The organism is Streptomyces sp. NPDC007205 (assembly GCF_040634095.1).
Taxonomy (GTDB): domain Bacteria; phylum Actinomycetota; class Actinomycetes; order Streptomycetales; family Streptomycetaceae; genus Streptomyces.
On sequence record NZ_JBEYEW010000010.1, the window covers coordinates 196,902 to 214,946 of the forward strand.

The 18,045-nt window shown below is 73.5% G+C and carries 15 protein-coding genes; 9 read left to right on the top strand and 6 right to left on the bottom strand.

Translation table 11 applies throughout. The features are described 5' to 3' along the window. Positions 1 to 5 precede the first annotated feature (5 nt). On the bottom strand, positions 6 to 1,820 hold the full coding sequence (locus ABZ624_RS19390; protein WP_360089904.1) for a phosphatidylglycerol lysyltransferase domain-containing protein: 1,815 nt from the start codon (positions 1,818 to 1,820) through the stop codon (positions 6 to 8). Between the two features lie 227 nt (positions 1,821 to 2,047). On the opposite strand from ABZ624_RS19390, the gene ABZ624_RS19395 reads away from it, so the two are divergent. Together ABZ624_RS19395 and ABZ624_RS19400 are read left to right on the top strand one after the other, a co-directional pair. Further along, complete coding sequence (locus ABZ624_RS19395) at positions 2,048 to 3,172, top strand: alpha/beta hydrolase-fold protein (protein WP_360089907.1); 1,125 nt, start codon at positions 2,048 to 2,050, stop codon at positions 3,170 to 3,172. Positions 3,173 to 3,269: 97 nt separating this feature from the next. Continuing rightward, positions 3,270 to 4,691: a hypothetical protein gene (locus ABZ624_RS19400; protein ID WP_360089910.1), complete on the top strand. Its 1,422-nt coding sequence runs from the start codon at positions 3,270 to 3,272 to the stop codon at positions 4,689 to 4,691. Between the two features lie 56 nt (positions 4,692 to 4,747). Here ABZ624_RS19400 and ABZ624_RS19405 read toward each other — a convergent pair whose 3' ends face one another. Together ABZ624_RS19405 and ABZ624_RS19410 are read right to left on the bottom strand one after the other, a co-directional pair. After that, positions 4,748 to 6,031, bottom strand: a complete 1,284-nt coding sequence (locus ABZ624_RS19405) for a PH domain-containing protein (RefSeq protein WP_360090051.1) — start codon at positions 6,029 to 6,031, stop codon at positions 4,748 to 4,750. Between the two features lie 134 nt (positions 6,032 to 6,165). Continuing rightward, positions 6,166 to 6,669: a PH domain-containing protein gene (locus ABZ624_RS19410; RefSeq protein WP_360089913.1), complete on the bottom strand. Its 504-nt coding sequence runs from the start codon at positions 6,667 to 6,669 to the stop codon at positions 6,166 to 6,168. Positions 6,670 to 6,700: 31 nt separating this feature from the next. On the opposite strand from ABZ624_RS19410, the gene ABZ624_RS19415 reads away from it, so the two are divergent. After that, positions 6,701 to 7,852 carry an NADH-quinone oxidoreductase subunit D gene (locus ABZ624_RS19415; protein ID WP_360089916.1) on the top strand — a complete coding sequence of 384 codons (1,152 nt, stop codon included), beginning with the start codon at positions 6,701 to 6,703 and terminating at the stop codon, positions 7,850 to 7,852. A 28-nt stretch (positions 7,853 to 7,880) separates the two neighbouring features. Here the strand turns inward: ABZ624_RS19415 and ABZ624_RS19420 are convergent, their stop codons facing one another. Further along, positions 7,881 to 9,101 (bottom strand): SAM-dependent methyltransferase, encoded by a 1,221-nt coding sequence (locus tag ABZ624_RS19420; protein WP_360090054.1) that lies wholly within the window; start codon positions 9,099 to 9,101, stop codon positions 7,881 to 7,883. Positions 9,102 to 9,282: 181 nt separating this feature from the next. On the opposite strand from ABZ624_RS19420, the gene ABZ624_RS19425 reads away from it, so the two are divergent. After that, the gene (locus ABZ624_RS19425) at positions 9,283 to 10,491 is read left to right on the top strand and encodes a sensor histidine kinase (protein WP_360089919.1); all 1,209 of its coding nucleotides are present in this window, start codon (positions 9,283 to 9,285) and stop codon (positions 10,489 to 10,491) included. 79 nt (positions 10,492 to 10,570) lie between these two features. After that, positions 10,571 to 11,242: a response regulator transcription factor gene (locus ABZ624_RS19430; protein ID WP_351244045.1), complete on the top strand. Its 672-nt coding sequence runs from the start codon at positions 10,571 to 10,573 to the stop codon at positions 11,240 to 11,242. Between the two features lie 163 nt (positions 11,243 to 11,405). On the opposite strand, the gene ABZ624_RS19435 is transcribed toward ABZ624_RS19430, so the two are convergent. Further along, on the bottom strand, positions 11,406 to 12,509 hold the full coding sequence (locus tag ABZ624_RS19435) for a DUF5937 family protein (protein ID WP_360089922.1): 1,104 nt from the start codon (positions 12,507 to 12,509) through the stop codon (positions 11,406 to 11,408). A gap of 203 nt (positions 12,510 to 12,712) precedes the next feature. On the opposite strand from ABZ624_RS19435, the gene ABZ624_RS19440 reads away from it, so the two are divergent. Further along, positions 12,713 to 12,919: a hypothetical protein gene (locus tag ABZ624_RS19440; protein ID WP_360089925.1), complete on the top strand. Its 207-nt coding sequence runs from the start codon at positions 12,713 to 12,715 to the stop codon at positions 12,917 to 12,919. A gap of 30 nt (positions 12,920 to 12,949) precedes the next feature. Here ABZ624_RS19440 and ABZ624_RS19445 read toward each other — a convergent pair whose 3' ends face one another. Beyond that, entirely contained in the window at positions 12,950 to 14,131 is a 1,182-nt protein-coding gene (locus tag ABZ624_RS19445) for a beta-eliminating lyase-related protein (protein ID WP_360089928.1), read from the bottom strand. 255 nt (positions 14,132 to 14,386) lie between these two features. Here ABZ624_RS19445 and ABZ624_RS19450 point away from each other — a divergent pair, with 255 nt between their 5' ends. Genes ABZ624_RS19450 through ABZ624_RS19460 form a run of 3 tightly spaced genes read left to right on the top strand, consistent with a single transcriptional unit; the run spans position 14,387 to position 18,029 of the window. After that, positions 14,387 to 15,334, top strand: a complete 948-nt coding sequence (locus ABZ624_RS19450) for a DUF2520 domain-containing protein (protein WP_360089931.1) — start codon at positions 14,387 to 14,389, stop codon at positions 15,332 to 15,334. Beyond that, the gene (gene panC / locus ABZ624_RS19455; protein ID WP_360089934.1) at positions 15,331 to 16,323 is read left to right on the top strand and encodes a pantoate--beta-alanine ligase; all 993 of its coding nucleotides are present in this window, start codon (positions 15,331 to 15,333) and stop codon (positions 16,321 to 16,323) included. Before ABZ624_RS19450 ends, panC begins: the two co-directional genes overlap by 4 nt. Beyond that, positions 16,320 to 18,029, top strand: a complete 1,710-nt coding sequence (locus tag ABZ624_RS19460; RefSeq protein ID WP_360089937.1) for an L-aspartate oxidase — start codon at positions 16,320 to 16,322, stop codon at positions 18,027 to 18,029. Before panC ends, ABZ624_RS19460 begins: the two co-directional genes overlap by 4 nt. The last annotated feature ends 16 nt before the right edge of the window (positions 18,030 to 18,045 follow it).

Genomic DNA, 18,045 nt, shown 5'->3' on the forward strand with positions numbered 1-18,045 from the left:
GTGCGTCAGGCCGCGCGGACGTCCCGTTCCGCCACGGCGTGCGCGCAGGGGCGCTCGGCAGCCGCCCTGCGCCGGCGCAGAAAGCGCGGGAGCGGCAGCGCGAGATTCACGAAGCCCTCCGCCTGCATGGCGGCGAAGCCGATGCGGGGCAGGTCGGCGGAGTGCCGGTAGACCACGAAGCGGGGCTCCCAGCGCGGCTGGAACTTGGCGTTGAACTTGTACAGCGACTCGATCTGGAACCAGCGCGAGAGGAACACGAGCAGCCCGCGCCAGGCGCGCAGCACCGGACCGGCGCCGATCTTCTCGCCGCGCGCGAGGGCGGAGCGGAACATCGCGAAGTTCAGTGAGACGCGGGCGATGCCGAACTTCGGGGCGGCCTGCAGGGCGGCCACGATCAGCAGCTCGTTCATGCCGGGGTCCGCGCTGCGGTCGCGGCGCATGAGGTCGAGCGAGGCGCCGTCGTTGCCCCAGGGCACGAAGTGCAGGACCGCCTTCAGGTCGCCGTACTCGCCGGGTTCGTCGTCCTGCTTGTGGGCGGTGGCTATCAGGCAGTCGCCGTCGGCGGGGTCGCCGATACGGCCGAGCGCCATGGAGAAGCCGCGCTCGGTGTCGGTGCCGCGCCAGTCCTCCGCCGCCCGGCGGATGCGCTCCAGCTCGGCGTCGCCGAGGTCACGGATACGCCGTACCCGCGTTTCGTAGCCGGCTCGCTCGATGCGCTTGACCATTTGCCGCACGTTGCGCATCGCGCGTCCGGCGAGGGAGAAATCCGCGACCTCCACCACCGCCTCGTCGCCCAGCTCCAGGGCGTCCAGGCCGGTCTCGCGGGTCCACACCTCGCCGCCCGTCTCCGAGCAGCCCATGACGGCCGGGGTCCAGGAGTGCGCCTTGGCCTCGTCCATGAAGCGCTCGATGGCGCCGGGCCAGGCCTCGACGTCGCCGATCGGGTCGCCGCTGGCGAGCATCACGCCGGAGATGACACGGTAGGTGACGGCGGCCTTGCCGCTGGGGGAGAAGACGACCGCCTTGTCGCGGCGCAGCGCGAAGTGGCCGAGGGAGTCGCGCCTGCCGTGCTTCTCCAGCAGGGCCCGCAGCTGGGCCTCGTCCTCCTCGGTGAGGCGGGCGGCCGGGTGCTCGGGGCGGAACGCCAGGTAGATGGTGGTGGCGGCGGTGATCCAGCCGAGGGCGCCGAGGGAGAAGGCGACGGTCCAGGACGTGTTGCCCTGGTAGTCGACCGGGCCCTCGAAGCCGAACAGGCCGTAGATGACGTGCGTGAGCCGGTCGGCGAGGCTCGGGTCGCCGACCGTCCGGTGCGGGTGGACGCTGACGATGACGAGGCCGAGGAAGAGTGAACCGGCGCTCATCAGGATAAAGTTGGCGAGCGCGCGCCACCTGCTGCGCGGGTCGGGCAAGGCGGCGAACTCGTTCCGGTGCAGCAGCAGCGGTACGAGCAGCGCCACTGCGATGAGCACGCCGACGACCGAGTGGCGGTAGGCGAACTGGGCCACCGCACCCGCCGGGAGCAGCGCGACCGCGGCGCGCCATGCTCGGCGTTTGCGCCGCTTGAGCCCGTGCGCGAGCAGCAGCAACAGCACGCCGCTGCTCAGCGAGAGCGCTGCGGCGAAGGGGCCGAACGACCCCGGCAGCACCTCGGCGAGGGCGTGCATGCGGCTGTGCCGGAAGCGGGGGAACACGCCTGCGGCGATGTCCAGGACGCCCACGAGGGCCGCCGCCCAGCCGACCAGGGCGGGAACGGCCTCGGGGCGCGGGCCGCGCAGTATGCGCCGCGCCCGGCTTGATCGGCTCGGAACCCCGCCCGACATTTCCCCATCTATCCTGACAGACATCGCATCCCGTAGTTCTGCGAGAGACCTTGGACCCGGGCCCGATCGGGCATCCGGCGACATTGCGCCCTCTAGGACGGTGTCTCGGGGAGAGAGGTTCACTCTCCATCGGAAAGTCGGGTCAAAGGCCAAGGAAAGCCCCGGGCAAGCCCTCGCGATGAAGCATGGGCGGGTGCCGGGCGGAGAGCGCAGGCAGGAAACACCCCATGGGTCTCACGAGCAACAAAGTGCTGGTGCTGGCGATCGTCCTCGCCGTCGTGCTGTTCGTCGGCACGGTGTGGCTGTGGCCGCGGCTGGCCCGGCAGAGCTGGCGGGCCGTCAGCGGACGGGTCGGACTGCTCCTCGGCACACAGCTGGCGCTCTTCGCCTCTGTGGGCCTCTACGCCAACCAGGCCTTCGGCTTCTACGCCAGCTGGGCCGACCTGTTCGGCCAGGAGACGGATCAGGGCGTCGTCGTCGACCACGCGGCGGGCGGCGGCAGCGGCCCGGTCCAGGTGCTCTCGTCGTACGGCGTCCCGGGCGTGCGCGGCAGCGGTCCGCAGACGACCGGTCAGGTCCAGAAGATCGACATCGCCGGCCGGCGGAGCCACATCGCCACGCCGGCGTTCGTCTACCTGCCGCCGGAGTACTTCCAGCCGCAGTACCGCACCCGCACGTTCCCGGCGGCGGTCGTCCTGACCGGCTACCCGGGTACGGCGCAGGCACTCGTGGACAAGCTGCGCTACCCGCGCACGGCGGAGCAGCTGGCCAAGGACGGGAAGATGCAGCCGATGATCCTGGTGATGCTGCGGCCGACCGTGGCGCCGCCGCGGGACACCGAGTGCGTGGACGTACCGGGCGGGCCACAGACAGAAACGTTTTTTGCGAAGGACCTGCCGGAGGCGGTCCTCACGCACTACCGGGTCGGCAAGCGGCCCGGCAGCTGGGGCGTCATCGGCGATTCCACGGGCGGCTACTGCGCGCTCAAGCTCGCCATGCACCACCCCGACGCGTACGCGGCCGCCGCGGGCCTGTCGCCCTACTACAAGGCGCCGATCGACCCCACCACCGGCGACCTCTTCCATGGTGACAAGAACCTGCGGAACCGCGCCGACCTGTCGTGGCTGCTCAAGCACGAGCGTGCACCGGACACCTCGCTGCTCGTCACCAGCAGCAAGGTCGGCGAGCACAACTACAAGGCCACGCTGAAGTTCATCGCGGGCGTGCAGGCCACGAACGTGACCCGGATATCGTCGATCATCCTCGAAAGCGGCGGGCACAACTTCAACACCTGGCGGCGCGAGATCCCCCCGACGCTGCAGTGGCTCAGCGGGCGGCTCACCGACCGCTGAGCCGACATACGCCTGACGCCCCGTGAAGCCGGTGCCGTAGCCGCGTTTTTACGGGGCGGGGGTCCACGATTCGCCTACGCGCGGTAAGTTTCTGGCCATGCCACGTGGACGCCACCGCCATTCACCACCCCTGCACCGGCTGTTGCCTTCGTCGGCGATCGCCGGTGTCTCCGTCGTCTGCGCGCTGGGTCCCTGGGTGTTCTCCGAGGCCATGGTGTTGCGCGCACTGGCCGCTGCCGCCGCCGTGACGGCGGTTGTCGGCGCGGTCGTGATGCGCCGCTGGGACGCGCAGGCGGGCAAGCGGGTCGCCGAGCTGACACGCGCGCGTGCCGGCGACGAATGGCGGTACGAGGAACGGGTCGCCGAACTGGAGACCGACCTGGAGGAGTCGCGCGAGCTGCGCGCCAAGCTGGAGCAACGGCTGCGCGCCAAGCGCGCCGAGCTGGCCGGCCTGCGCAACGAGCACGCGGCCCTGCTGCGCCGGTACGCCACGGCGGAGACCGAGCGCGCGAGCGCCCTGGAAGGACGCCGGCTGCTGGAGATCGAGGCCGCCGTGCCGTCGTCCGCGCCGGCGTTGCCGCCCGCGCGCCGTGCCGAGCCGGAGCCGGCCGCGGTGGAGGAAGCCGCCGAGGCCGCCGAGGCCGCTGCGCTCGCCTCTGACGCCGAGGAGGACCCGGGGGACGAGCCGACGGCCTGCGCCGTGTTCTCGCCCGAGGGCGCCGGGCTGTACCGGCAGGCACTGACGGCCCTGGCCCGGTTCGACGCGGACGCCTCGGCCGACGCCGTGACGGAAGCCGCGGAAGCGTCGACACCCGCGGTCTCCGAGGCCGCGGCTGCCGGGGACACGGCTGGGACGCCGGCCGCACCCGAGGCCCGCGAAGCCGACGCCGACGAGTCCGGCGCCGGCGCCGTTGCCGATGCCGTCCCGGCGGGCAAGCCCGAAGGGCGCAGGTCCGACGCGGGCGCGGCCGATGCCGTCACCGCAGCGGGAGCCGCCGCGGCGGACGCCCGCGAAGGTGCGGTCGACAGTACGGCGGAAGGCGCAGTGACGGACCGCGCCGGTGCCTCTCGGAGCGAGACCGGTGCGCCGGCCGCCCAGGAGGACGAGGCGCAGGGGCAGCTCGAGGCGGCCGGCGGGCATGCGCGCGCGGCCGCCACCCCCACGGCACCGGCCGAGCCCGCCAAGGCCGGGACGCGGGCGCCCGCCGGGCACTTCACGGTGCCGACCGCGGTGGCCGTCGTACCGGCCACACCCGCGCGGCGCCCGGCGGTCGAGGGCGGTTTCGACTTCTTCGGCACCCAGAAGGGCACACCGAAGGCCGCGCTGGACTCCGTGCAGAACGAGGATCTCGCCGACGTCGTCGGCGAGGAGGCCCTCGCCGTGCACAAGGCCGAGTCCGAGGCCGTGTTCAAGCAGGCCGACGCACAGTCACAGGGCGTCGGCCAGGTCATCGACCTGACCGCGCACGACGAGACCGAGCAGATCGACGTGCAGAGGCTGCGCAGCGCGGCTTCCTGAGTTCCCACCGGCCACGAGGACGACGGGGCCCGGCTTCCCGCTCAGGGAGCCGGGCCTCATGTCATCCAGCGGTCCGGGCGGGCGTCCCGGCGGCCCGTGCGGGACCTCTCCGCCTGGGCGTGCAGCAGCCGCGCGGCCTCCTCGGCGCCCCGCAGACGGGCCGCCACGGTCTTGTCGGCCCCCGTGTCCACATGGACGTCGGCGAGCCGCCAGAGCCGCCCCCACGGCCCCTGACTCAGCCGTACGCTCTGCACCTTGGCATGCGGGACCAGCGAGAGCCGACGGCCCAGCAGACCGTGCCGGGCGGCGAACACGGTGTCGGTGACCGCGAGCCGGTGGCCGCGCCACCACACCGGCAGGCACCAGCGGGCCCGGTCCGGGGGACGCTTCAGCGCCTGAGGCACCGTCACGCCGTGCAGCACGCGCGCGATGACCGACTCGGCGACCGGGCGCGGGGCGACCGGCACCAGCACCGAGTTGTCGGACCCGGCCACGTCCAGCTCCACCCGCACCCAGCCGAGCCGCCGCCACAGCAGCGGTTCCACGATCCGCACGGTCTGCACCCGGCCGGGCGGGACCGTCTCGTGCGTACGGTCGAGCAGCCCGTGGTCGATGCGCAGCCCGTCCGGTGACTCGCTCACCTTCCAGTCGAACTCGCCGGCGAACCGCCTCGCGCTGCTCGCGCCGGCCGCGCCGAGCAGCGGCAGGGTGGTCGCGAGGACCGTCCACAGGTTGTCGGTGGTGAGCCACAGCACGGTCGGTACGACGACCGCGGCGCACAACGAGCCCCAGGTGGCGCCCGTCAGCGCCAGGGAGAGCGCCAGCGCGCGCGGGGGTACGCGCAGCAGCTCGTGCGCCGGTGCCTCGCCGACTTCGCGCGCCGTCTCGGGGGCGAAACCCGCCGCGCGCGCGAGCAGTTCCGCGCGCAGGGCGCGCGCCTCCTGCTCACCCAGGAAGGCCAGGTCGTCCTTGTCGTCGGCGCCCACGACGTCGATCCGCAGCTTGGCGACGCCCGCCACGCGCGCGAGGAGGGGACGGGAGACGTCCACGGCCTGGATGCGCTCCAGCCGGATGTGCGCCGTGCGCCGGAACAACAGGCCGGTGCGGATGCGCAGTTCGGTGTCGGTGACCGCGAAGTGCGTGAACCACCAGGACAGGAAGCCGTAGAGGCCGGCGACCGGCACCAGCACGGCGAGCCCCAGCAGCAGCACGGTGGTGGTCAGCCGGTCCAGCTGCCGCTGCGTCGTGTCCGGGTCGTGCACCGCCCATCCGGCGAGTACGGCGATCGGCGCCCACGCCCGCCGGAAGGGTGTGACGGGGTGCAGCCGGCGCTCGATCACGGCCGCGCGCCCCTCAGCGCCCTGGGCGCTCCCGGCGTCGGCAGCGCCGTCTGCGCCGCCTGTGCGGTCCGGGGCGGCCAAGTCGTGGTCTGTGGCGGCTATGCCGTCCGCGGTGTCGTCGTGGCCAGGGGTCGTCACAGGCCCGCCGTTCGCGCTTCGCCCAGCTCGGTGAGCCGGTCGCGCAGCCGCTCCGCCTCGGCCGGGGACAGGCCGGGGATGGTGGCGTCCGTCGCGGCGGCCGCCGTGTGCAGCTGCACGGTGGCCAGCCCGAAGCGCCGCTCCACGGGCCCGGAGGTGACCTCCACCAGCTGCATCCGCCCGTACGGCACCACCGTCTCCTCGTGCCACAGGACACCGCGGCTGATCAGCAGGTCGTCCCCGCGCTCGGCGTAGCGCCATGAGCGCCAGTTGCGCTCCACCAGCGGCCAGCACCACGCGGCGACGGCCGGCGGCAGCAGCGCGAAGGCGGCCCACGCGGGCCCCACGAGCAGGCCCAGCAGCAACCCGACGGCCACTGTGAGCACCGCCGCCCACACGACCACGAGCAGCCGCCGCACCCGCACCAGAGCGGGATGCAGCCCCCGCCACGCCGGCTCGGCCCCTGGTATCCCGGTCTCCTCCGGGCTCCCCGTTTCCATGGGCCCAGCGTACGTAGGGGAAACTGGGGCCATGACTCCTACGACGGAGACCACGGTCGGAATCGGCGGCGCCGCGGAGAGCACCGACATGGTGCTCAACATCGGGCCCCAGCACCCGTCCACGCACGGCGTGCTGCGGCTCAGGCTCGTGCTGGACGGGGAGCGCATCGTGCGCGCGGAACCGGTGATCGGCTATATGCACAGGGGCGCCGAGAAGCTCTTCGAGGCCCGCGACTACCGCCAGATCATCATGCTCGCCAACCGCCACGACTGGCTGTCGGCGTTCTCGAACGAGCTGGGCGTCGTCCTCGCCGTGGAGCGGATGCTCGGCATGGAGGTGCCCGAGCGGGCGGTGTGGACGCGCACGCTGCTCGCCGAGCTGAACCGGGTGCTGAACCACCTGATGTTCCTCGGGTCCTACCCGCTGGAGCTGGGCGGCATCACCCCGGTGTTCTACGCCTTCCGCGAGCGCGAGGTGTTGCAGAACGTCATGGAGGAGGTCTCCGGCGGGCGCATGCACTACATGTTCAACCGCGTCGGCGGCCTCAAGGAGGATCTGCCGGCCGGCTGGACGGCACGCGCGCGTGCCGCCGTCGCCGACGTGCGCTCGCGCATGGACGTCTTCGACGACCTGGTGCTCGGCAACGAGATCTTCCGGGGGCGCACGCGCGGGGTCGGCGCGATGACGCCGGAAATCGTGCACGCCTACGGAGTGAGCGGGCCCATCGCGCGCGCCTCGGGCGTCGACTTCGACCTGCGCCGCGACGAGCCGTACCTGGCGTACGGCTCCCTCCAGGACGTGCTGAGGGTCGTCACCCGGCGCGAGGGCGACTGCCTTGCCCGTTTCGAGGTCCTGCTGGAGCAGACGCACAACGCGCTGGACCTGGCCGACGCCTGTCTGGACCGGATCGCCGAGCTGCCGCCCGGGCCCATCAACCAGCGGCTGCCGAAGGTGCTGAAGGCGCCCGAGGGGCATACGTACGCGTGGACCGAGAACCCGCTCGGCATCAACGGCTACTACCTGGTCAGCAAGGGCGAGAAGACGCCGTACCGGCTGAAGCTGCGCTCGGCGTCGTACAACAACATCCAGGCGCTGACCGAGCTGCTGCCGGGGACGCTGGTGGCGGACATGGTGGCGATCCTGGGCTCGATGTTCTTCGTGGTCGGCGACATCGACAAGTAGGCCGGCCACGGACAAGGGGCCGGCCGGCTCAGGCGAGTGGGTCCGGAATGCCAACCGGCTGGACCAGCCAGCCGAAGTCGCCGAGACCGCCGGGGGCGGTGAGTTCGGCGGCCTCTCCGGCGCTCGCCAGGGCACGCACGTAGGCGGTGGGGTCCGTGGAGGCCAGCGCGAGCGGGGGGCGTGCGCCGGTGATGTCCAGGGCGTGCAGAGCGGCGCGCTGCGTGAGCAGGCGCGCGGCCGGCAGTGCGCGCGGCGCACCAGAGGGTTCCTGCGCCGTGTTCCAGGGCGTGCGCGCCGGACCCTGCGGGACGTCCGCGGGCGTGCGCGCCGTGGTCTTGGGTGTGCGAGCCGTGCCCGGAGGCGCGTCGGGCGGGTCCGAGGAGCCGTGGGGCGTGTGTTCGGGCGGGCGCGGCGCTCCCGCGATCGTCCGCGCCGGGTCGCACGTCGTGCACGCCGCCTCCCCGGGCGTGTCCGAGGGTGTGTGCGCCGTGGGAGCCGCCGCACACGCGTCCAGGGCGACGTGCGCCGTGATGTCGCATGACCCGTCCGGCACGGGCGCCGTCTCACGCCCTTCCCGGAAGCCGGTGAGGGTCCCGAACGGGGGACGCGCGTCGACGGTGTGCGCGTAGTCCACGGCGACCGCGAGCCCGCGCACCACCCGGTCCACCACCGACGTCCACGCCAGGTCCCGGGGCAGCCCGATCTCCGCGCGCAGCCCTTCCTCCGCGGGCAGGGGCCACCAGCGCGCGAGCCAGTCCGCGTCCGCGCCGGTCACGGGCTCCCCGAGCCGCTCGCTGCCGTCGTCGGCGACGAGCACCAGCCGGGGGACTCCCGCGGGGTCGACCTCGGCGACGTCCACGGGCACGTTGTCCAGCCACTCGTTGGCGAACAGCAGCCCCGTGACGGCGACCGGGGGTGTGTCCCGCCAGGTGATCCGTTCGTCCAGTCCGGCCGGGCGGTCGGCGAGCTCGACGGCGTACGCACGCACGCGTGCGGTCACATCGGCCGGCAGAGCCGCGAGCACGCCGGTGACCAGCTCGCCCCGCCCCGCCCCCATGTCGACGAAGTCCAGCACCGGAGGCCGTTCCAGCGCCTCGTCGAGGCGGCACAGCAGCCGGGCCACGGCCTGCGCGAACAACGGGGACGCGTGCACGGACGTACGGAAATGCCCGGCAGGGCCCTCCGGACGGCGGTAGAAGCCGCCGGGGCCGTACAGCGCCGCCTCGGTCGCCGTACGCCAGCCGCGCAGGCCGCTGGCGTCGTGCCCGTCGCCGGGGGACCGTTCCGCTTGCCGTGCCGTCTCATCCGTCACCGCAACAGACTAGGCGCACAGATGATCACTTCCTCCACCTTGCGGAGTACGCGCGACCGGCGCGGATCGGCCCTCCGGTTGACCCCTGCACGCGTCCGGTTTCCCTACTCTGGGTTACGTGCAGCGCCTCTACGACTTTCTCCGCCGCCACCCGACCGGGGTCGACACCTTCTGGGCCGTCGTCCTGTTCGGGCTGTCCGGAATGGTCGTGGCGAGCGTGAGCGGGGGGCCCGGCCAGCACCACATGCCGCTCGCGGCCGGGCTGGCGGTGTCCACCATCCTGTGCGTCGTGGTCGCGCTGCGCCGCCGTTTCCCCGAGCCGATGCTGCTGGTCGCCCTCGCGACCGGGCTGGCCCAGCTGGTGCTGGACATCGAGACGACCGCCGCCGACTTCGCGCTGCTGGTGATCACCTACACGGTGGCGGCGATCGGTGCGCGCTGGGCCTCCCGGCTCGCCCTCGCGGTCAGTCTCTGCGCGGCGGTCCTCGCGCAGATCCGCTGGCCGGCCGAGCACTCCAGCTTCGCCGGGCAGGTCGCCATCGCTGTCTTCCAGACCGTGCCGTTCGCGCTGGCCTGGGTGCTCGGTGACTCCATGCGCACCCGGCGCGCGTACTTCGCCCAGCTGGAGGAGCGCGCGGCCCGCCTGGAGAAGGAGCGCGAGGCGCAGTCGAAGGTCGCGGTGGCCGCCGAGCGCGCCCGTATCGCGCGTGAGCTGCACGACGTCGTCGCGCACAACGTGTCGGTGATGGTGGTGCAGGCGGACGGCGCCGCGTATGTCCTCGACACCGCCCCCGACCAGGCCAAGAACGCCCTGGAGACGATCTCCTCCACCGGCCGTCAGGCCCTCGCCGAGATGCGCCGCCTGCTGGGCGTGCTGCGCACCGGGGAGCACCAGGAGGGCGGGGAGTACGTCCCCCAGCCGGACGTCGAGCAGATCGACGACCTGATCGAGCAATGCCGCAGCTCGGGCCTCCCGGTCGACTTCAAGGTCGAGGGCACCCCGCGCCCGCTGCCCAGCGGGGTGGAGCTGACCGCTTACCGGATCGTGCAGGAGGCGCTCACCAACACGCGCAAGCACGGCGGGCCCAACGCCGGCGCGAGCGTGCGGCTGGTGTACTTCGACGACGGGCTCGGCCTGCTCGTCGAGGACGACGGCAAGGGCGCCCCGCACGAGCTGTACGAGGAGGGCGGCGTCGACGGCCGGGGGCACGGCCTGATCGGCATGCGCGAGCGGGTCGGCATGGTCGGCGGCACCCTGGACGCAGGCCCGCGCCCGGGCGGAGGATTCCGCATCAGCGCCCTGCTGCCGCTCAAACCGGCGCACTGACGCAGCCGCACGCCCCCGTTGACACACGTGACACCCGCTCCCTGAAGCAACACTCACCGCCCCGAACGAAAGAGGCCCGATGACGATCCGCGTGATGCTCGTCGACGACCAGGTGCTGCTGCGCACCGGATTCCGGATGGTGCTCGCCGCCCAGCCGGACATGGAGGTCGTCGCGGAGGCGGGCGACGGCGTCGAGGCCCTGCAGGTGCTGCGGTCCACGGCCGTCGACGTCGTCCTGATGGACGTCCGCATGCCGAAGCTGGACGGCGTGGAGGCCACCCGGCGGATCTGCGCCGAGCCCAACCCGCCCAAGGTGCTGATCCTGACCACGTTCGACCTGGACGAGTACGCCTTCTCCGGGCTGAAGGCGGGCGCCTCCGGCTTCATGCTCAAGGACGTACCGCCGGGTGATCTGCTGGCCGCGATCCGTGCCGTGCACAGCGGCGACGCGGTCGTGGCGCCCTCCACCACCCGGCGCCTGCTGGACCGCTTCGCGCCGATGCTGCCCTCCGCCGGCAAGGAGCCGCAGCACAAGGAACTGGAGCGGCTCACCGACCGGGAGCGCGAGGTGATGGTGCTGGTCGCGCAGGGTCTGTCCAACGGTGAGATCGCGGCCCGGCTGGTGCTGAGCGAGGCGACGGTGAAGACCCATGTGGGCCGCATCCTGACCAAGCTCGGGCTGCGCGACCGGGTCCAGGTCGTGGTGCTGGCCTACGAGACGGGGCTGGTGCGCGCGGGCGGGCACGGCTGAGCCCTCCCCTGCCGGTGCCTGCGTGGTCACGGCTGGGGCGGCGGGCGTCGGCGTGTCCCCGGAGGCCGGGAGCCTGCCGGCTGACTCCACGGCCACGGCTGAGACCGGCCCCGCGTCAGCCCCCGCGGGCACGGGCTGACGCGGGAGCCGCGCAGGCGCGGATTCAGCGCAGGACGCCCTCGATGAAGTCGCTGCCCAGCCGGGCGACCGCCGCCAGGTCCAGCTGATGCTGGACGTACCTGCCTCGGCGGCAGCCGGTGATCAGGCCCGCCTTCTTCAGCACCGCGAGGTGCCGGGATATCTCCGGGGCCGACATGCCGTGGGCGTCGGCCAGTTCGCCCGTGGTGTGCGCGGACCTCGCGAGATGCCGGCACAGCTGCATCCGTACCGGGTGGGCCAGCGCCTCCAGGCGGCGCGTGAGCTGTTCGACGGACGGGGTCTGCGGTCGCGCGCCGCTCGCGGGATAGGTGATCGCGGGCTGCCAGCCGTACCGGTGCAGCACCATCACGTGCGGCCAGCCCAGGCTCGTCGGAACGAGGACCAGGCCGCCGTCCCCCGTGGCGGTGTGGCCCACCAGGAGCTTGTCGACGGTGATGAGTGCGGCCTCCTGGTCCAGCGAGACGGCTCCCGAAAGGGACGACAGGGCCTCGGCGAGGCCCTTGCGGCGCAGCAGCTCGGTCTTGTGCCGGGCGTCCGCGGCGAGCTGGGGCTGGACGCGGGCCCAGACATCGGCGAAGAACGCCTCTTCGCAGTCGAGCATCAGCTCCCGGAACCAGGCGCGGACGGCCGGCGGATCCTCCAGCAGCCGACGCGTGAACCGCTCCTGTACGGCACCGCGCGCGGCGGCCAGCTCCAGGGAGCGACGGCGCAGATCCGGGTCCTCCAGCGGGCTGGGCTGCTGGGAGTCGTAACGCAGCTGGCAGGTGAACTCCAGCGCTGCGGTCACGAACTGATCATCCGTCAGTTTGTCCAGCTGGTCCAGTTCCTCGGCGAGCGTGGCACCGGGGAGCGCGTGGCCGCCGGGGATGCCCGCGAACGGGGCGAAGACGTCCGAGAACGTCGTGCGCCACAGGAACTCCGCCTCGTACAGCCGGTCGGCCAGGCAGGGATCCAGCCGGGACGAGACGGCCGTCGCCCAGCCCTGGAGGCCGGGGTGGTGGCCGGGCTCGCTGAGGGCGTGCAGGGCCATCCCCAGCTCCGCCAGCGGAGAGGGCACGACGGAGACCCGGTCCGGTGGCAGTCCGGTGATGTCGATGGTCACGCTCATGCCCTCCATCGTGCACCCGGCCACTGACAGCGCCGCCGTGGATTGACGACAGCCGTCAATCCACGGGACACCCGCCCTGGCCGGGGGCAGCCTGGAGGGCACCGGGGCAGCCGCGGAGCCCGAACGGTCACCGAGCAGCCGGTGACCAGTCCCTGACCCGAGAGTCCCGAGAGACCCGAGAACCTCCGAGAAGGCGATCCGCCATGAGCATCACCCAGCAGTACCTCCTGGACAGTTACCGCGCCCGCGTGCTCGGCGAACCGGAGCCGCCCGCGCCCGGCCGGCACGACGTCGACCTGGTGCGTGAAATACGCGACCACCGGCGCTTCCACGCGGTCATCGCCGGGCGCCCGGCGCGGGGGCGCGTGCGGTACGCCCTGCGCCGGTGGCTGCGCCCGCGTGCGCTGTGATCACGGGCGCGGGCATGCACCATCGCGCGATCACCCTGCGGGCAGCCGGCGCACGAAGTCGGCCACGGCCGCCCGTACGTCGTCCGCCGTCCACTCCAGGCCCGGCGCGCGCACGGCGACCTCGCTGAAGGACAGCCCGGGCCCGCCGCGGTCCCAGGGACTGGCGAAGAGGAACGTCCCCGTCTCCTCGGCCTGGCGCACCGCCGCCTCCGTCACGACCTCCGGGTCGTAGGGCAGCCAGACCTGGAAGTCGTGGGTGTGCGGTTCCCCGGGGTGCACGCGCGCCCACGGGACGCCCGCCGCGGCGAAACCCTCGCGCAGCGCGGCGGCGACCACGCGCGCGTGCCGCACGTAGTCCGGCAGCCGGGGCAGCTCGCGCTCCAGGCCGGCGAGCGCCGACAGCGCGGTGGGGAACTGCTGGAAGACCATGCCGCCGTACCGGTGCCGCCAGGTCTTCGCCTCCTCCACCAGCGTCCTCGGTCCGGCCAGCGCGGCGCCGCCGAAGCCGTCGAGGGACTTGTAGAACGACACGTAGACGCTGTCCGCCAGGCCCGCGATCTCCTCCAGGCGGCGGCCGAAGTGGACCGTGCACTCCCACAGGCGCGCGCCGTCGAAGTGCACCACCGCGTCGCGCTCCCGCGCGGCCTCGACGACCTCGGTCAGTTCCTCCCAGGTGGGCAGCACGAAACCGGCGTCCCGGAGGGGCAGTTCCAGCATCAGCGTGCCGAAGGGCTCCTCGAAGTCGCGTATCTCGGCGGCGGTCGGCAGCCGGGGCTCACTGGTCACGCGCACCGGCCGCAACCCGCTGACCTCGCTGAACGCATGCCGTTCGTGCACCTCCGGGTGGGCCAGGGCGTGCAGGGCGACCGCGCGGTCGCCGGTGCGGCCCGCCCAGCAGCGCAGGGCCACCTGCTGGGCCATCGTGCCGGTCGGGAAGAACGCGGCGGCCTCCGTGCCGAGCAGGGCCGCGACCCGCTCCTCCAGGTCCGCCACGATCCCGTCGCCGTACATGTCCGCGGGCCGGTCCAGGTCGTACACCTCGGGTGCCGCTTCCTGGAGGGCTGCCAGCCGCTCCCGGATCGTGCGCCGCAGGCCCGGACGCGACAGCACGCGCTCCGCCTTGGCGAAGGCGACCCGGCGCCGCTCCCGCATCCGCTCCCGCGCGGACTGCTCCGCCTGCCGCTCTTCGTCCCGCTCCGCCGTATCAGTCATGCGCGGATCATGCCGCGCGGGAGCCTGGGCGGGCAGCCGGAATCCGGCGCGCGCCGGCGCCCTGAGGCCTGACGCCCTGAGGCCGGGCGCCGTGAGGCCGCGGTCAGGGAATGGTCGAACACGCGGCTGCGCGGCGTACACGTGGCGTAACCCACAGCCTGTGGACAACCAGTCGGCGCCGGACCGAGATAGCGTTAACATGACGAGAAATCGTCCGGTACCCAGAGCGGACTGGAACGGGAAGGCCGCCGTCGCGTGAGTACAGTCCACCAGCCAGACCTCAAGGACCGCCCCGCGCGGCTCACCGTCGGTGTCGTCGGCGCCGGCCGCGTGGGCCCCGCGCTCGCCGCGTCCCTCCAGCTCGCCGGGCACCGCCCGGTGGCCGTCTCGGGCGTCTCCGACGCCTCCCGGCGGCGCGCCGAGACCATGCTCCCGGACGTGCCGCTGGTGCCGCCAGCCGAAGTCCTCAGGCGCGCCGACCTGGTGCTGCTCACCGTCCCCGACGACGTCCTGCCCGGCCTGGTCACCGGCCTCGCCGAGACCGGCGCGGTTCGGCCGGGGCAGCTGCTCGTGCACACCTCCGGCCGGTACGGCGCGGGGGTCCTCGACCCGGCCCTGCGCGCGGGCGCGCTGCCGCTGGCCCTGCACCCGGCGATGACCTTCACCGGCACCCCCGTGGACGTCCAGCGCCTGGCCGGCTGCTCCTTCGGCGTCACCGCGCCCGAGGAGCTGCGGCTGGCCGCCGAGGCCCTCGTGATCGAGATGGGCGGCGAGCCCGAGTGGATCAGCGAGCAGAACCGCCCGCTGTACCACGCGGCCCTCGCGCTCGGCGCCAACCACCTGGTGACCCTGGTCGCCCAGTCGATGGAGCTGCTGCGCACCGCGGGCGTCGGGGCGCCCGACCGGATGCTCGGCCCGCTGCTCGGCGCCGCCCTGGACAACGCGCTGCGCTCCGGTGACCTGGCGCTCACCGGGCCCGTCGCGCGCGGGGACGCCGGCACGGTCGCCGCGCACATCACCGAGCTGCGCAAGCACGCCCCGCAGACCGTCGCGGGCTACGTCGCGATGGCCCGCGCGACCGCCGACCGGGCGCTCGCACACGGCCTGCTGAAGCCCGAACTCGCCGAGGACCTGCTCGGCGTGCTGGCCGACGGCGCCGGCGGCACGAACGGCACTCACGGCACCGAGGGGAACGACCGATGACCACCGTCCTGCTGAGCACCGCCGGCGAACTGCACGCGCGTGTGCGCCACGGCCGCCGCGCCGTCGTGATGACCATGGGCGCCCTGCACGAGGGCCACGCCACCCTGATCCGCACGGCACGCGAGATCGCGGGACCGGACGGCGAGGTCGTCGTCACCGTCTTCGTCAACCCGCTGCAGTTCGGCGCGGGCGAGGACCTGGACCGCTACCCCCGCACCCTGGACGCCGACCTGAAGATCGCCGAGCAGGCCGGTGCGGACGCGGTGTTCGCGCCGTCCGTGGACGAGGTCTACCCCGGCGGCGCCCCCCAGGTCCGGATCACCGCGGGCCCCATGGGCGAACGCCTGGAGGGCGCCTCGCGGCCCGGCCACTTCGACGGCATGCTCACCGTCGTCGCCAAGCTGCTGCACCTCACCCGCCCCGACGTGGCCCTGTACGGCCAGAAGGACGCCCAGCAGCTGGCCCTGATCCGGCGCATGGTGCGGGACCTGAACTTCGGCGTCGAGATCGTCGGCGTACCGACCGTGCGCGAGGAGGACGGGCTCGCCCTGTCCAGCCGCAACCGCTACCTCTCGGCGGAGGAGCGCCGTACCGCGCTCGCGCTGTCCCGGGCGCTGTTCGCGGGCCGCGACCGGCACGCCGCGCAGGAGGCGCTGCGCGCGCGTGCCCGTGAAGTTCCCTCCACGCACGCGCGTGCCGAGGCGCTGAGCGCCCTCGGGGAGTCCCGCGCGGCCGCCGACGCGCACGCGGTCGCCACGGCGTCCCCCGGCGGCCCGGCGGCCGTCCGCGCGGCCGCACGGCAGGTGCTGGAGGAGGCCGCGCGTCTCTCCCCGCCGCTCGAACTGGACTACCTGGCCCTCGTCGACCCGTCCGACTTCGCCGAGATCGGTGACGACTTCACCGGCGAGGCCGTCCTCGCCGTCGCCGCCCGGGTCGGCACGACCCGGCTGATCGACAACCTCCCTCTCACCTTCGGAGCCGCCTCGTGACCAGCACAGGCACCAGCACAGGCATACGACTGCACGCGCCCGCCCCCGGGTGGTCCATCCCGGCGGACGTGGTCGTCGTCGGCTCCGGGGTGGCCGGTCTGACGGCGGCCCTGCGCTGTGAGGCCGCGGGTCTGACGACCGTCGTCGTCACCAAGGCCCGTCTGGATGACGGCTCCACGCGCTGGGCGCAGGGCGGCATCGCCGCGGCGCTCGGCGAGGGCGACACGCCCGAACAGCACCTCGGGGACACGCTGGTGGCCGGCGCGGGCCTGTGCGACGAGGAGGCCGTACGGATCCTCGTCACCGAGGGCCCCGACGCGGTGCGGCGGCTGATCTCCACCGGTGCCCACTTCGACACCGACGACGAGGGCGACATCCACCTCACCCGTGAGGGCGGCCACCACCGGCGCCGGATCGCCCACGCGGGCGGCGACGCGACCGGCGCGGAGGTCTCCCGGGCGCTCGTGGAGGCGGTACGCGCGCGTGGGCTGCGCACCGTCGAGAACGCGCTCGTGCTGGACCTGCTCACCGACGCCGAGGGCCGTACGGCCGGTGTGACACTGCACGTGATGGGCGAGGGCCAGCACGACGGCGTGGGCGCCGTGCACGCCCCCGCGGTGGTCCTCGCGACCGGCGGCATGGGCCAGGTGTTCTCCGCGACCACCAACCCGTCCGTGTCGACCGGTGACGGCGTGGCGCTGGCGCTGCGCGCGGGCGCCGAGGTCAGCGACCTGGAGTTCGTGCAGTTCCACCCGACCGTGCTGTTCCTCGGCCCGGAGGCCGAGGGCCAGCAGCCGCTGGTGTCCGAGGCGGTGCGCGGCGAGGGCGCCCACCTGGTCGACGCCGACGGGGTGCGCTTCATGGTCGGGCAGCACGAGCTGGCCGAGCTGGCGCCCCGGGACATCGTCGCCAAGGGCATCCTGCGGCGGATGCTGGAGCAGGACGCCGAGCACATGTTCCTCGACGCCCGGCACTTCGGCGCCGAGATGTGGGAGCACCGCTTCCCGACCATCCTGGCCGCCTGCCGCGCCAACGGCATCGACCCGGTCACCGAGCCCATCCCGATCGCCCCGGCCGCCCACTACGCCTCCGGAGGCGTCCGCACCGACGCGCAGGGGCGTACGACCGTGCCCGGCCTGTACGCGTGCGGCGAGGTCGCCTGCACCGGCGTGCACGGCGCGAACCGGCTCGCCTCCAACTCCCTCCTCGAAGGTCTCGTCTACGCCGAGCGGATCGCCGCCGACATCGCCGCCGTGCGAGCGGAGAACGCCCTCCACGCGCGCGTGCCCCAGACCGTCCCGGAGCCCGAGAGGCCGGCGCACCCGCTGCTCGCCCCCGAGACCCGGTTCGCCATCCAGCGGATCATGACCGAGGGCGCGGGCGTGCTGCGCTCGGAGGATTCCCTCGCGAAGGCTGCCGGGCAGCTCCAGCAGCTGCACAGCGAGGCCCGGGACGCCCTCGACGAGAACGGCAAGACCGCCGAGCCCGGCGTCGACACCTGGGAGGCCACCAACCTCCTGTGCGTCGCCCGCGTCCTGGTCGCCGCCGCGCGGCTGCGCGAGGAGACCCGCGGCTGCCACTGGCGCGAGGACAGCCCCGAGCGCGACGACACCCACTGGCGGCGCCACATCGTCGTACGGCTGAACCCCGACCGGTCGCTGGCCGTGCACACCACCGACACCGCAGACTTCCCCCCTACCCGGTAACACCCAGCGCCCCAGG

Bases quoted from the DNA above. Each gene is read 5' to 3' on its own strand.
- ABZ624_RS19445 (WP_360089928.1), bottom strand. From the start codon at position 14,131: ATGACTGATACGGCGGAGCGGGACGAAGAGCGGCAGGCGGAGCAGTCC.
- ABZ624_RS19395 (WP_360089907.1), top strand. From the start codon at position 2,048: ATGGGTCTCACGAGCAACAAAGTGCTGGTGCTGGCGATCGTCCTCGCC.
- ABZ624_RS19400 (WP_360089910.1), top strand. From the start codon at position 3,270: ATGCCACGTGGACGCCACCGCCATTCACCACCCCTGCACCGGCTGTTG.
- ABZ624_RS19390 (WP_360089904.1), bottom strand. From the start codon at position 1,820: ATGTCGGGCGGGGTTCCGAGCCGATCAAGCCGGGCGCGGCGCATACTG.
- ABZ624_RS19410 (WP_360089913.1), bottom strand. From the start codon at position 6,669: ATGGAAACGGGGAGCCCGGAGGAGACCGGGATACCAGGGGCCGAGCCG.
- ABZ624_RS19415 (WP_360089916.1), top strand. From the start codon at position 6,701: ATGACTCCTACGACGGAGACCACGGTCGGAATCGGCGGCGCCGCGGAG.
- ABZ624_RS19440 (WP_360089925.1), top strand. From the start codon at position 12,713: ATGAGCATCACCCAGCAGTACCTCCTGGACAGTTACCGCGCCCGCGTG.
- panC (WP_360089934.1), top strand. From the start codon at position 15,331: ATGACCACCGTCCTGCTGAGCACCGCCGGCGAACTGCACGCGCGTGTG.
- ABZ624_RS19430 (WP_351244045.1), top strand. From the start codon at position 10,571: ATGACGATCCGCGTGATGCTCGTCGACGACCAGGTGCTGCTGCGCACC.
- ABZ624_RS19435 (WP_360089922.1), bottom strand. From the start codon at position 12,509: ATGAGCGTGACCATCGACATCACCGGACTGCCACCGGACCGGGTCTCC.